This is a genomic window from Pseudomonas sp. FW305-25 (assembly GCF_017351415.1).
Classification (GTDB): Bacteria; Pseudomonadota; Gammaproteobacteria; order Pseudomonadales; family Pseudomonadaceae; genus Aquipseudomonas; species Aquipseudomonas chlororaphis.
Genome location: NZ_JACNDE010000003.1, coordinates 269,373 through 283,501 on the forward strand (window position 1 = coordinate 269,373; position 14,129 = coordinate 283,501).

Below are 14,129 nucleotides of genomic sequence, written 5' to 3' on the forward strand. Positions count from 1 at the left end.
GCAGACGGATAACCGGGACCACCCGGAGACACGCCTAATGAGCGAGCTTTTTTACAACGCCGTGCCTAACACGACCCGTGTCGCACCACCCTTGGCCGAACCGCGCCAGTACCCCAGCGAGAAACCGTCGCGGGTCTACCTGTTCGGCACCTGTGTGGTCGACCTGTTCTATCCCGAAGCCGGGATGGATGCGATTCACTTGCTCGAACGCGAAGGCATTCGCGTGGAGTACCCGCAAGGGCAAAGCTGCTGCGGACAACCGGCCTACACCTCGGGTTACACCGAACAGGCGCGCACCGTGGCCCGCTCGCAACTGGCGCTGTTCGCCGGCGACTATCCGGTGGTGGTGCCGTCGGGTTCCTGCGCGGGCATGCTGCGCGAGCACTACGCGGACTTGTTCAAGGACGAGCCGCAGACCTTGAAGCAGGTGCAGGCCCTGGCCGAACGCACCTACGAGCTGGCGGAGTTCCTGTTGCACGTATGCAAGGTGCAGCTCAAGGACAGTGGCGAGCCGATCAAGGTGGCGCTGCACACCTCCTGCTCGGCACGGCGCGAGATGAACACCCACCTGCACGGTCGTGAGCTGCTGGCACAACTGGGCAACGTGGAACGGGTAGAACACGACCACGAAAGCGAATGCTGTGGCTTTGGCGGGACTTTCAGCGTCCGAATGCCGGACATCTCCGGTGCGATGGTCGCGGACAAGACCCGCGCGCTGAAGGAATCCGGCGCCCACCAGGTGCTGAGCGCCGACTGCGGCTGCTTGATGAACATCAACGGTTCGCTGGAGAAACAACGGGAAGCGCTGCGCGGCCAACACCTGGCCAGCTTCCTCTGGCAGCGTACCGGAGGTGCCGCATGAGCGCCCCGGAGCTGATTCCGACCCTGACCGTGTCGGACGATTTTCGCACCCGGGCCCACCAGGCCCTGGGCGACCGACAACTGCGAAACAACTTTCGCAGCGCCATGGATTCCCTCATGGCCAAACGTGCGGCGTCGTTCAGCGATGCCCACGAGCGCGAACACCTGCGGGCCCTGGGCAATGCGATCAAGGCCCGTGCGTTATCCAAGCTGCCCGACCTGCTCGAGCAGCTTGAACAGAACCTGACCCGCAACGGTGTGACAGTGCACTGGGCGGAAACGGTGGACGAGGCCAATGGCATCGTCCTCTCGATCATCCGGGCTCACGAGGCGCGGCAAGTGATCAAGGGCAAATCGATGGTCAGCGAAGAGATGGAGATGAACCATGTCCTCGCTGAACAAGGCATTGAATGCCTTGAGTCGGACATGGGCGAGTTCATCGTCCAGCTCGACCACGAGAAGCCTTCACACATAATCATGCCGGCGATCCACAAGAACGCCGGTCAGGTCGCGTCCTTGTTCCACGACAAACTTGGCGTGGAGTACACCAAGGACGTTGACCAACTCATTCAGATCGGTCGCAGGGTCCTGCGGCAGAAATTCTTCGAAGCGGACATCGGCGTCTCCGGCGTCAACTTCGCCGTGGCCGAGACCGGCACCCTGCTGCTGGTGGAAAACGAAGGCAACGGCCGCATGTCGACCACGGTGCCGCCCGTGCACATCGCCGTCACCGGCATCGAGAAGGTCGTCGAGAACCTGCGTGACGTGGTGCCGCTGCTATCGCTGCTGACCCGCTCGGCGCTGGGCCAGCCGATCACCACCTACGTCAACATGATCTCCGGCCCGCGCAAGGAGCATGAGCTGGACGGCCCGCAGCAAGTGCACCTGGTGCTGCTCGACAACGGTCGCAGCCAGGCCTTCGCCGACAGCGAACTGCGCCAGACCCTGAACTGCATCCGCTGCGGCGCTTGCATGAACCATTGCCCGGTCTACACCCGCATCGGCGGCCACGCCTACGGCGAGGTCTACCCCGGCCCCATCGGCAAGATCATCACCCCGCACATGGTCGGCCTGGCCAAGGTGCCGGACCATCCGAGCGCGTCTTCGCTGTGTGGCGCCTGCGGCGAAGTGTGTCCGGTGAAGATCCCGATCCCGAGCCTGTTGCGTCGCCTGCGCGAAGAGAACGTCAAGGCTCCGGACAGCCCCCATCAGGTGATGCGCGGCCAGGGCAGCAAGTACTCGCGCAAGGAACGTTTTATCTGGAACGCCTGGGCCAGGCTCAACAGTTCGCCGACCTTGTATCGCCTGTTCAGCCTCGCGGCCACCCGCCTGCGCGCGCTGACCCCGAGCAACGTCGGCCCCTGGACGCAAAACCACAGCGCACCGAAACCCGCCGCCCGGTCCTTGCACGACCTGGCCCGCGAGCATCTGGCCAAACAGGGAGAACGTCGATGAGCGCCAAACAGAACATCCTCGGCAAGCTGCGCAGCAGCCTGAGCGGCACCACGCCGATTGTGGATAACTTCGATGAGGCCCTGGTCACCGAGCCTTATACCTATGCACCGGAACAACGCATCCCGCAGCTGCGCAAGCAGATGGAAGCGGTGCACACCGAGATTCATCAGACCACCGCCCAGGACTGGCCGGCGCTGCTCGCCCACCTGCTGGGCGAACGCCAGTTGCCGAGCCTGCTGATCGCACCGACCACGCCCCACGGCCAGCGCGTCAGCCAATACTGGGCCGAGCATCCCGGGTTGCCGACGTTGAAGGCCTACGATCGGCCCGTCGAGGAATGGAAAGCCGAGCTGTTCAACGATACCCCGGCCAGCCTCACCACCACCCTCGGCGCCATCGCCGCCACCGGCAGCCTGATCCTCTGGCCGACCCGCGAAGAACCGCGGCTGATGAGCCTGGTGCCGCCGGTGCATTTCGCCCTGCTCAAGGCCAGCGAGATCCGCGACAACTTCTATCAGGTCCAGCAGGAATACGCCTGGGCCCAGGGCATGCCGACCAACGCGCTGCTGGTGTCCGGCCCGTCGAAGACCGCCGATATCGAGCAGGTCCTGGCCTACGGTGCCCACGGCCCGAAAGACCTGGTGGTGCTGATCCTGGAGGACCAATGAGTCTACCGGCGGCTTTTCTGCGTGATGCCCAACAACTGATCCCCCAGGAGCGGCGTTTCGACGATCCGCTCTCCACCCTGGCCTTCGGCACCGATGCGAGTTTTTATCGGCTGATTCCGCAACTGGTGATCCGCGTCGAGTCCGAAGACGAAGTGGTGGCCCTGCTCAAGCTGGCCCAGCGCGACCGCGTACCGGTGACCTTCCGCGCCGCCGGCACCAGCCTGTCGGGGCAGGCCATCAGCGATTCGGTGCTGCTGGTGCTCGGCGATAACTGGAATGCCCGCGAGATCCGCGACCAGGGCCAGCAGATCCGCCTGCAACCGGGGGTGATCGGCGCCCAGGCCAACACCTGGCTGGCGCCATTCGGACGTAAGATCGGCCCCGACCCAGCCTCGATCAACGCCTGCAAGATCGGCGGCATCGTCGCCAACAATGCCAGCGGCATGTGCTGCGGCACCGCGCAAAACACCTACCACACCCTGGCCGGCCTGCGCCTGGTACTGGCCGACGGCACTCGCCTGGACACCGAAGACGCCGCCAGCGTCGCGGCGTTTCGCAGCAGCCATGGCGAGCTGCTCGAACGCCTGGCCAGCCTCGGCCGCGAGACCCGCGCCAACAGTGAACTGGCGGCGAAGATCCGCCACAAGTACCGGCTGAAAAACACCACCGGCCTGTCGCTCAATGCCCTGGTGGATTTCGATGAGCCGCTGGACATCCTCAGCCACCTGCTGGTGGGCTCCGAAGGCACCCTGGGTTTTATCAGCGCGGTGACCTACGACACGGTGATCGACCACCCGCACAAAGCCTCGGCGCTGATCGTCTTCCCGGATGTGGAAACCTGCTGCAACGCGGTAACCGTGCTGAAAAACCAGCCCGTTTCCGCCGTGGAACTGCTGGACCGCCGCAGCCTGCGTTCGGTGCAGGACAAACCCGGGATGCCGGCCTTCGTCCAGCAACTGTCCGCCAATGCCTGCGCGCTGCTGATCGAGTCCCGCGCGGCATCTTCCGCGCTGCTGCAGGAACAACTGGCGCAGATCATGGCGTCCCTCGCCTCCTTCCCGGTGGAGAAGCAGGTCGACTTCACCGAAGACCCGAAGGAAAACGCCAAGCTCTGGGCGATCCGCAAAGACACCTTCCCCGCCGTCGGCGCGGTGCGCAAGACCGGCACCACGGTGATCATCGAAGACGTGACCTTCCCGGTGGAACAGCTGGCCATCGGCGTCAATCGCCTGATCGCGCTGTTCGACAAACACCGCTACGACGAGGCAATCCTGTTCGGCCATGCGCTGGAGGGCAACCTGCATTTCGTCTTCACCCAGGGCTTCAACAGCGCCGAGGAGGTCGCGCGCTACCAGGCCTTCATGGATGACGTGGCGCAACTGGTGGCGGTGGAGTTCGGCGGCTCGCTCAAGGCCGAACACGGCACCGGGCGCAATATGGCGCCCTTCGTCGAACTGGAATGGGGCGGCGATGCCTACCAGTTGATGTGGCAACTCAAGCGCCTGCTCGACCCCAACGGCATCCTCAACCCGGACGTGGTGCTCAGCGAAGACCCGCAGATCCACCTCAAGCACCTCAAGCCGCTGCCGGCGGCCGACGAGATTGTGGATAAGTGCATCGAATGCGGCTTCTGCGAACCGGTGTGCCCGTCCAAGGGGCTGACCCTGAGCCCGCGCCAGCGCATCGTGATCTGGCGCGACATTCAGGCCCGCAAGCGCGCCGGTATCGACACCACGGAACTGGAAGCGGCCTATCAATACCAGGGCATCGACACCTGCGCCGCCACCGGCCTGTGCGCCCAGCGTTGCCCGGTGGGCATCAATACCGGCGAGCTGGTGAAAAAGCTGCGCAGCCAGCACGCCACGCACGCCAAGGCGGCCGATTGGCTTGGCTCGCATTTCGCCGCCACCTTGCAAGGCGCGCGGTTCACCCTGCACGTGGCCAACGGCGCGCGGATGCTGCTGGGGGCGCCACGCCTGGCCAGGGTTTCCGCAGCGCTGAGCAAACTGTCCAAGGGCCAGGTGCCGCAATGGACCAGCGCCATGCCGCAGCCGGAACGGGCCATTCGCTTCAGCCCGGCGGTCAGCGACCAGCGGCCACGGGTGGTCTACCTGGCGGCCTGTGTGTCGCGGGTCATGGGCCCGGCGGCCGGGGACAAAGAGCAAAGCTCGCTCTACGACAAGACCCGCGGCCTGCTGGAAAAAGCCGGTTACCAGGTGGTGATCCCGGACAACGTCGAAAGCCTGTGCTGCGGCCAGCCATTCGCCTCCAAGGGTTACGCGGAACAGGCCGAGCACAAGCGCCAGGAACTGATCGGCGCCCTGCTCCACGCCAGCCGCGGTGGCCTCGACCCGATCTACTGCGACACCAGCCCCTGCACCCTGCGTCTGGTGCAGGACCTGGGCGACGTGCGCCTGGACCTGTACGACCCGGTGCGCTTCATCCGCACCCACCTGATGGACAAGCTCGAGTTCACCCCTCAGGAAGCACCGGTCGCCGTGCACGTCACCTGCAGCACCCAGCACCTGGGCGAAAGCCAGGCGCTGATCGACCTGGCACGGCGTTGCAGCAACAATGTGGTGATCCCGGAAGGCATCCATTGCTGCGGCTTCGCCGGCGATAAAGGGTTCACCACACCAGAGCTCAACGCTCACTCCCTGCGTAGTCTCAAGGACGCGGTGCAGTACTGCAGCGAAGGCATCTCCACCAGCCGCACCTGTGAAATCGGTCTGAGCCAGCATGGCGGGATCGATTATCACGGGCTGGTGTACCTTGTGGACCGGGTGACCCAGGCCCGGCAAAGCTGATCGGTATGCGCCCACTGTAGGAGCGAAGCTTGCTCGCGATGAACTGGAGAGCACTGCGGTTAGCCAGTGAGTGGGCGATACCGTTAACGACCATGACGAGCTCCTACAGGTTTCTTGCACCCGCAGGCTCAGTGGTCGCGACCCTGGGCAGAAAAATAGAACCCTGTCGAACCACCGCAGTCCACAGATCAAGCTCCCGAAAACGGGAGCTTCCTGAAATCTCGGCAGTTCGTACTGATGGCCAGCAGCGCCTGGCACTTCAGTTCAAGGAGACGCCCATGAAACGCTCTGTACTGTTAGGCCTGTTCGTCACCGCTTCGGTCCTGGCTTCCCCCAGCTTCGCCGGGAACCAGGAAGACCTGTGCCAGGTGAACCTGCAAACCATCCGTGATGCACGGACCACCATCCAGGCCGCGGACCTGCAGGCCAACATCGACGCCACCGTGCAACAAGCCCAGGCGGCCCAGGCGAAAAACACCGAGGAAGGCACCAAGGAATGCATCGCCCTGACCACCCGCGCGATCCAGAGCATCCAGAACAGCGCCAAGGGTGAAGGCGGCGGCTAACGGGCCCCGCCTTCGGGATGGCCTTGCGGGCCATTTTGGCGTAGACTGTACAAACCTGCTGGTAATGCACAGCAGGTTCGGGGCCGTTTAGGATTCGACGCCGGTTGCGAAACTTTAGGTGCATGCCGAGTTGGTAACAGAACTCGTAAATCCACTGTTGCAACTTCCTATAGTTGCCAATGACGAAACCTACGGGGAATACGCTCTCGCTGCGTAAGCGGCGCTAGCCTTCCTTCTGGTACCTTCGGGTCCAGCAATCATCAGGGGATGTCTGTAAACCCGAAATGATTGTCATACAGAACAGAATCGCCGTGCAGTACGTTGTGGACGAAGCGGCTAAAACTTACACAACTCGCCCAAAGCACCCTGCCCGTCGGGTCGCTGAGGGTTAACTCAATAGACACGGCTACGCATGTAGTACCGACAGCGGAGTACTGGCGGACGGGGGTTCAAATCCCCCCGGCTCCACCAAACGAAGCACCAACAAAGCCCGCCTTGTGTGGGCTTTGTTGTTTCTGGCCTTAACGTTCCGCCACCATCGCCCACCGCCCCCTCCCCGCACTCACAGTGCCGAGCCTTCCTTCCCCTGAAGCAGCGTTAAGTCTCTTTCTATTGTGCGAATTTTCCTAGAAACTTCCAGCCGCTTGCGCCTACCGCCCTGCACTGGCTAGCCTCGATTCGTCACTGCAAATTCAGTGACCGGGTTTAGCAGCTCGACGTGTAACTAGGCGCATGGCGCCCCCATTACGTGGCGCTTTTTTTGGCTCCGCTTTATGGCGGCCGTGCGCAGGGCACCTTCGGGTGCGCCGGGGTCCTAGTCACCGGTCTGCTAACCTGCGAACGGCCGCCACCCTATCGTTTAGCAGCGACGGTGATGGCTCCTATCTCTGTACTAGGAGTTACACCATGAAAAAGCTCGTCCCCGATCCTCCCCGCACTGCTACCCAGTGCGTCAGAAACCTCGAACACGATTTGGCCAATCAGCACATCCGGCAGAAACTGTCAGTTCAGCCTGCTGATGTGTCTCTGATTCAGTCGCTCAAAAAAACCGTCAGTATCCCGGTGAGCCGCGACTCCTTGTTCTCGGTCCGGGAAGGCATCAACGCCGAAGAAGCCCTGCTCCATGTCTCCCTGCTGCTGAAAAGCGCCGAGGAGGTTTCCGATGAAATCACTGAGCGCGGCAGTGGCATCGAGCGCGGTTTGATCTGGTCCCTGGTGCACTCGGTGGAGATGGCACGGGCCGTGGTAGACGCCTTGCTCGATGGCAGTCGCCACACGCCATCGCTGAAGTAGAACACCCCGCGAACGCACGGCGCGGCAGCATGACCTGCCGCGCTGTTCCTTAATGACATCACCTGCGCATGTGGAAAACAGACACGGCCTGAACGAGCCTGGAATGCTGGCCGCATTCGAATTCAACGCACCCGCCAAACACTCAAAAAAGCATCTCCAAATCCACCCCCTCCGCCATCGCCTTATTCCCCGCATCCCCCGGATGCAGGTGATCGCCCGAATCGATCAACGGCAACAACCGGGTCGGATGCTGTGGATCGCGGGTCAGTTGGTCAAAGTCGATCACCGCATCAAATGCCCGGCTGCTGCGTATCCATTGGTTGAGCGCCTGGCGCAGTTGTTCCTTTTGCGGGCTGTGGTAGCGCTCGATGATGCTGCCTTCCAGGGCGCCTTCGAAGGGCAGCAGTGTGGTGCCGATGATGCGCAGGTTGTGGCGATGCGCCTGGTCGATCAGTTGTCGATAACCGGCGATTAGCTTGTCCAGTGCAGGCAAGGGTGCGTTCGGCGCGAAGGCGGTGCCGGGCCAGCTGATGTCATTGATCCCCAGCATCAGCACCACGCTTTTCACCCCGGGTTTGCTCAGCACGTCGCGTTCGAAACGTGCCCGTGCGCTGGCGCCCATACCATCTTCGAGCAGGCGCGCGCCGGATATGCCGCCGTTGAGCACGGCGATGTTTTCGGCGGCCAGGCGTTGGGCGAGGAAGTCGGGCCAGCGGCGGTTGCTGTCCAGGGTCGAGCCGTTGCCGTCGGTAATGGAGTCGCCGAGCACCACTAGCGCCCGGCTGTCGGGCGCGGCATCCACCAGGATGTCGCTGAGGAACAGCCGCGCTTCCACTTGCCGCTCACCCGCTAACTGCTGAGTGTCGACGTGATTGCCCGCAGCGATAAACGCGGTTTGCTTGCCGTCCCAGTGGAAGGTGGTCAGCGGCGTGGGCTGTGGCAGGTACAGCGAGACAACCAGCTCACCAAGGGCCGGCACCGCCAGCGCCACCGGGTCGCTGGTGCGGGTTTCGCCCGGCGCGATGCTGACCTGTTCCTCACCGCCAAACGTCAGGACTTGTCCGGAGCCTGCACGAACGGACTCAGTCTCCTCCACGGCCGCGACCCGCGCCGCGCCGATCAGCAGCGGCTGCTGGCCGTATTCGTTGGACACCACCACCCGTACCCGGCTGCCACCGACGCTGACGCGCAGCTTCTGCTGGACGGTGCTGTCGGCCAGGGTTGCGGGAATCCGCGTGGGCAGCGGCAGCTCGTTGCCCCAGGTCGGTTGCGGGCTGGCCATCCAGGTGGTGAGCCAGTTGTCCTGGGCCAGGGCAGGACCTGCGGTAAGCAGGGCCGTGACTATCAGCGGCAGGGAAAATCTTGAGTGCAGGGCTTTCATCCGGGTAGCTCCTTGAGGCCGTAAGGCTGAGGCGAGCCAGATTGCTCCATTCGAAATAACCGTGATAGAAGGCATAACTTCATATAGCCCATTCCGATATCGAATACCCATGGACAGTCTCAAAGCGATGCATTGCTTCGTCCGCGCCGTCGAGCTGGGCAGCCTGTCGTCGGCCGCCCGGGAGCTGGGCAGCACGCAGCCCACCGTCAGCAAGCTGGTGGCGGCCCTGGAACAGCAGTTGGGCACCCGCCTGCTCACCCGCGGCACCAGCGGGCTGACGCCCACTGAACAGGGCAAGCGTTTCTACGAGCGGGCGAAAGCGGTGCTGGAGGAATACACCGAGGCGGTGACCGAGGTGCGCGGCCTGACCGAGCGCCCCGAGGGCGTGCTGCGGGTCAATGTGCCGGTGAGCCTGGGGGTGCTGCACCTCAATGCCTTGCTGCTGGCGTTCATGGCGCAATACCCGGACATCGAGGTGGAGCTGATCTTCAATGATCGCTTCGTCGACCTCACCGAGGAAAACGTCGACCTGGCCCTGCGCCTGGGCGGGGACCTGCCGCCAAACGCCATCGCCCGGCGCATCGCGACGTCGCCGCGCTACCTGGTGGCGGCCCCGGAGTACCTGCGCCAGCATGCGCCCTTGAACAGCCCGGCCGACCTGGGCGCACACAACTTCCTGCGCTTCGCCTGGCTGGCGGCGGGCGACCGCCTGGAGCTGAGCGGCCCGAGCGGCGAGAAGGTCGGCGTCACCCCCCAAGGGCGCTACCGGAGCAACAGCTCGTTGGCCATCCGCGACGGCGTGCTGCAGGGCGCCGGGCTCTGCGTCACCCCGGCCTGGCTGGTCAGCGACCTGCTGGACAGCGGGCAACTGGTGCGGGTCCTGCCCGACTGGAGCGGGCCAGCCAACGAGGCGTTCCTGATCTACCCCGAGCGCCGCTACCGGCCCCTGCGCGTGCGTTTGCTCATGGAGTACCTGGCCGAGCGAGTGGCGCGGTTGCCGGGCTTCATTCCCTGAACCCAGGGCCAGCGCGTTGCCTGCCATGGCCACGATCAATGGCCATTACGATCCCCTTTTGGCCAACCCCGTGCTGTGAATCCCAGGGGCCGTCGGCAAGAATCGAACCCAAACCACCGACTCGAGTGACCTACGCTGTCACCAGAACCGCCCTTGTGAACCTTGACCCTCTTTGTCCTTTGCCTTTCAAGGACCGCCTGCCGCGTACAGAACATAAAAACCATCGCCACGCTGGGGAAACCATTCATGGCCACTATGAAACGCATACTGAGTGCCACCGTTTGTGGGCTGTCGCTGCTGGCCGGCGCGGCACAGGCCGAGCAGCGTGAGCTGCGGGTGTACAACTGGGCCGACTACATCCTGCCGTCGGTGCCCAAGGACTTCGCCAAGAACAGCGGCATCAAGGTCACCTGGGACACCTTCGATACCAACGAATCCCTCGAAGCCAAGCTGCTGACCGGCAACTCGGGCTATGACCTGGTGGTGCCGTCGAACCAGTTCCTCGACACCCAGATCAAGGCCGGGGTGTTCCAGAAGCTCGACAAGTCCAAGCTGCCCAACTGGAAGCACCAGGACCCCGAGCTGCTCAAGCTGCTGGACCGCAACGACCCAGGCAACCAGTACGGCGTGCCCTACATGTACGGCACGGTGCTGATCGGCTTCAACCCTGCCAAGGTCAAGGCCGCGCTGGGCGACAACGCGCCGGTGGACAGCTGGGACCTGGTGTTCAAGCCGGAGAACATGGAGAAGCTCAAATCCTGCGGCGTGGCCATGCTCGACTCGCCGTCGGAAATCCTGCCGCTGGCCCTGCATTACCTGGGGCTGGACCCCAACAGCCAGAACCCGCAGGACTATGAAAAAGCCAAGGATCTGATGCTGAAGATCCGCCCCTACGTCACCTACTTCAACTCGGCCAAATACATGACCGATATCGCCAATGGCGACATCTGCGTGGCCATCGGTTACTCCGGCAGCTTCTACCAGTTCGGCAATCGCGCCAAAGAGGCCGGCAACGGCGTGGTGGTGGACTGGCGCCTGCCCAAGGAAGGCGCGCCGATCTGGTTCGACACCTTCGCCATTCCCAAGAGCGCGAAGAATGTCGCCGAGGCCCATGAGTTCCTCAACACCCTGCTGGACCCGAAAGTCATCGCGCCCATCAGTGATTTCCTCGGTTACCCCAACGCCAACAAGGATTCGATTGCGTTGATCAACAAGGAGATCACCGGCAATACCGACCTGACGCCAACCCCCGAAGCCCTGAAAAAACTCTATGTGGTGCAACCGCTGCCGCAAAAACTGGAGCGCGTGCGCACCCGGGTCTGGACCAGCATCAAGTCGGATAAATAATCCGCCCTCAGGCAGCCCCGCCCTGGGGCTGCCAGGCCTTCACTTCAGCTCGAACACCAGGCAGGGATTGTCATTCAAGCGCCCCTCGAACACCGGGATCGCCTGCTCCAGCGCAGTTCCCGCTAGCAATGCCCGATCCTTGCGCGCCAGGATCACCCAGGCCGGACGCGGCAGCGACGCCAGTGGCGACAGGTCGTCCTTGCCGATAAACCGCGGTTGCTCGTCGTGGTCCAGGTTCATCATGTAGCGCACCGCCCAGGTGTCTTTGCCCAGGTTGAGAAACACCAGGGTGCCGCGGTCCTCCCCACGCAGCTGCTCGACCTGCCCGACAAAACCCCGGGTGGCGAATTGCAGGTCCTTGGCCGGCTCGATCACCTTCACCAGCAGCCACCACTGCGCCGCCAGGGCCAACAAGCTGAGCAGCACCAGGCGCCGCCCCGGCGCATTGCGAGTGGTTTGCCAGACATGCAGCGCCAGCACCTGCAGGCCGAAAAACACCGCCATCATCAGCGGCAATGACAGCGCCGGCCAATAACCGTGCTTCTGCCAACTGTGCCGGCAGACCAGCAGCAGCACGGCGCACAAGCCCGGCAACAGCACCACCAGGCCGAGATAAAACCAGCGCACCCTGAGCAGCCAGCGCTGCGGATGGAGCAGGCCATAAGCCGCGACCGCCGCGAACATCGGCACCATGGGCAGGATGTAATAGGCACGCTTGAAGTGCGGCACCGACAAGCCGAGCAGGATCATCAGTCCGCAGGCGCCCAAGCGCACCAGCAGTTGCAGCTGATCGTCCGCATGCCGCGCGACCCATTGCCGACGCAGCACGAACAGCGTCGCCAGCGCCAGCGGCACCACCGGGAAGTACCGGTAGAGGCTGAGCTGAAAGTAGAAATACAGCGGCTCGCCGCTTTCATCGAGGCGCCCGCCGACCTGCATCTGGTAGACCTGTCGGGCGAAGGCTTCGCCGCCACTGAACTGCGCCAGTTGCATCAACGCCCACCAGCAGGCGGCCAGCAGGATCAGGCCGATCAGCCCATGGGCGAGTACCTTGCTCAACAGTCGCCAGCCGTCGCCCGGTGCCCGGCAAATACTCAATGCCCAGTAGCTGCAGGCCACGCCGCAGACCTCGATCAGCCCCAAGGGGCCGCGGATCGCGAAGGCAATGACGAACAGCGGAAAAATCGCGTACTGGCGCCATTTAGAACCCAGCTGCTCGCCGCTGTGCAACAGGTAAAAACAGCCCAGGCACAGCAACGAGACCATCTGGTCCAGGCATACCGAGCGCGACTTCTCCAGCCACTGGGTGGTCAGCGCCGTGAGCAGCACCGCCAGCAATGCCCAGGTGCGATCGAGCGGCGCCAGCAGGCGATACAGCAACGCCAGCACCCCGGCCGAGGCCAGCGCCGTGGGCAGGATATTGGCCAATTCGTTAGGGGCGCCGAACAGCTGGGCAAAGCCATAGCTGAATAAGGTGGCGGTACCCGGATAGTCCGGGTAAGGCTCGCCGTAGGTGGTGGGAAACAGGCTCGCGCCGTGGCGGAACATCTCCTGCAGGAACAACCACCAGCGCCCGTCGAAGCCTTGCGCTGGCTGGTCCCAGATGCCGAAAGTGAACAGGAACAAAGCGAGCAGAAAGACGCCCAACATCTCGATGCGAATGCGGTGGTGGTCCATGGATTATCCGTCAGAGGGTGCGTTGCCCGAAGGCTTGGGCATGCCGGCTGCCATGTTGCAGCCGCAGGCCCTGAACCATCCCTGAACAGGCCGCAAAAAATCCCGGCCCTTCCATCAGCCTTACTCGCAAAGACAAGCTGGCGTCCCACTCCCTCCTGATCGCTCAGCCTGGCGTACTCAGTCCTCCTGCCGCAGAAATGGCAGCAGATGAGCAATAAAGGCCTCGGGTGCCTCCTCGGCAATGAAGTGGCCACACCCCGGCACTATCGCCCCCTGAAGTCTCAGGGCATTGCCCTTCATCGTCAGCAACGGCGCATCGTTAGTGGCATGTTCGGCGCCAATCGCCAGGACCGGCATTGCCAGTGGGCGGCTGGCACGCTCGCGGTTCTGCCGGATGCTCTCGGGGATGGCCCGGTAATAGGCGAACCCGCCCCGCAGCCCACCGGGCACCGAGTAGGCTTTGACATAGGTCTGGACCGCGACCCGCTCCTGATGCACCGACCACTTTTCGAACATGTAAGCCAGGTACTGCGCCTCACGCCCGGCGATCAGCATCTCCGGCAGGTCCTGCAACTGGTTGAACATGAAGTGCCAGAGAAAGATGTTCTGCCCCGCAGGCGCGAAGATCGACGGCGCCTCGGCCAGGCCGGGAATCACCGCCTCCGTCAGGGCCAGTTTCTCCACCGCCTGCGGATAGTCGCAGGCCAGGGCATAGGCCACCCACATGCCGACATCGTGCCCCACCACCGAGTATTGGCTGTAACCCAGCGCCAGCATCAAGGCCTGCAGGCGAGACGCCGTGGTGCCGGTGTCATAGCCCTGCTCAGGGCGATCGGACAAGCCCATGCCGGGCAGGTCCACCGCAATCGCCCGGTAACCCTGCCCGGCCAGCGCCTGCATGACATGGCGCCAGGTGAACCAGGTTTGCGGCCACCCGGGGATCAACAGCACAGGCTTGCCCTGGCCCTCACTGACATAGTGAATGCGCCCGCCGTCCACCTGTACGTAGCCATGGCGGTAGTCACGCCCGGCAAAAGCCTGCTGCTCGAAAAGATCCAT

The 14,129-nt window shown here is 63.5% G+C and carries 11 protein-coding genes and 1 other RNA gene; 9 read left to right on the forward strand and 3 right to left on the reverse strand.

All coding sequences use genetic code 11. From position 1 onward, the window contains the following. Nucleotides 1-37 precede the first annotated feature (37 nt). From J4E58_RS05210 to J4E58_RS05240, 7 genes are all read left to right on the forward strand, one after another. Entirely contained in the window at nucleotides 38-862 is an 825-nt protein-coding gene (locus J4E58_RS05210; RefSeq protein ID WP_087091207.1) for a (Fe-S)-binding protein, read from the forward strand. After that, nucleotides 859-2,316 carry a LutB/LldF family L-lactate oxidation iron-sulfur protein gene (locus J4E58_RS05215; RefSeq protein ID WP_087091206.1) on the forward strand — a complete coding sequence of 486 codons (1,458 nt, stop codon included), beginning with the start codon at nucleotides 859-861 and terminating at the stop codon, nucleotides 2,314-2,316. The genes J4E58_RS05210 and J4E58_RS05215 overlap by 4 nt, the downstream gene beginning before the upstream one ends. Next, entirely contained in the window at nucleotides 2,313-2,984 is a 672-nt protein-coding gene (locus J4E58_RS05220) for a lactate utilization protein (protein ID WP_087091205.1), read from the forward strand. Before J4E58_RS05215 ends, J4E58_RS05220 begins: the two co-directional genes overlap by 4 nt. Further along, on the forward strand, nucleotides 2,981-5,791 hold the full coding sequence (locus J4E58_RS05225) for an FAD-binding and (Fe-S)-binding domain-containing protein (RefSeq protein WP_087091204.1): 2,811 nt from the start codon (nucleotides 2,981-2,983) through the stop codon (nucleotides 5,789-5,791). The genes J4E58_RS05220 and J4E58_RS05225 overlap by 4 nt, the downstream gene beginning before the upstream one ends. A gap of 278 nt (nucleotides 5,792-6,069) precedes the next feature. Next, on the forward strand, nucleotides 6,070-6,357 hold the full coding sequence (locus tag J4E58_RS05230; protein WP_007920821.1) for a hypothetical protein: 288 nt from the start codon (nucleotides 6,070-6,072) through the stop codon (nucleotides 6,355-6,357). A gap of 79 nt (nucleotides 6,358-6,436) precedes the next feature. Then, nucleotides 6,437-6,828: a transfer-messenger RNA gene (gene ssrA, locus J4E58_RS05235) on the forward strand. Between the two features lie 435 nt (nucleotides 6,829-7,263). After that, complete coding sequence (locus tag J4E58_RS05240) at nucleotides 7,264-7,650, forward strand: DUF6124 family protein (protein WP_087091203.1); 387 nt, start codon at nucleotides 7,264-7,266, stop codon at nucleotides 7,648-7,650. A gap of 142 nt (nucleotides 7,651-7,792) precedes the next feature. Here the strand turns inward: J4E58_RS05240 and J4E58_RS05245 are convergent, their stop codons facing one another. Then, a complete protein-coding gene (locus J4E58_RS05245) occupies nucleotides 7,793-9,031 on the reverse strand; it encodes an SGNH/GDSL hydrolase family protein (protein WP_087091202.1) in 1,239 nt (412 codons plus the stop codon). 109 nt (nucleotides 9,032-9,140) lie between these two features. On the opposite strand from J4E58_RS05245, the gene J4E58_RS05250 reads away from it, so the two are divergent. Both J4E58_RS05250 and J4E58_RS05255 read left to right on the forward strand, forming a co-directional pair. Beyond that, on the forward strand, nucleotides 9,141-10,046 hold the full coding sequence (locus J4E58_RS05250) for a LysR family transcriptional regulator (protein ID WP_087091201.1): 906 nt from the start codon (nucleotides 9,141-9,143) through the stop codon (nucleotides 10,044-10,046). A 246-nt stretch (nucleotides 10,047-10,292) separates the two neighbouring features. Then, nucleotides 10,293-11,393, forward strand: a complete 1,101-nt coding sequence (locus J4E58_RS05255; protein WP_087091200.1) for a polyamine ABC transporter substrate-binding protein — start codon at nucleotides 10,293-10,295, stop codon at nucleotides 11,391-11,393. Between the two features lie 39 nt (nucleotides 11,394-11,432). On the opposite strand, the gene J4E58_RS05260 is transcribed toward J4E58_RS05255, so the two are convergent. Continuing rightward, on the reverse strand, nucleotides 11,433-13,070 hold the full coding sequence (locus tag J4E58_RS05260; RefSeq protein ID WP_087091199.1) for a glycosyltransferase family 39 protein: 1,638 nt from the start codon (nucleotides 13,068-13,070) through the stop codon (nucleotides 11,433-11,435). A gap of 177 nt (nucleotides 13,071-13,247) precedes the next feature. Continuing rightward, nucleotides 13,248-14,129: an alpha/beta fold hydrolase gene (locus tag J4E58_RS05265; RefSeq protein ID WP_087091198.1), complete on the reverse strand. Its 882-nt coding sequence runs from the start codon at nucleotides 14,127-14,129 to the stop codon at nucleotides 13,248-13,250.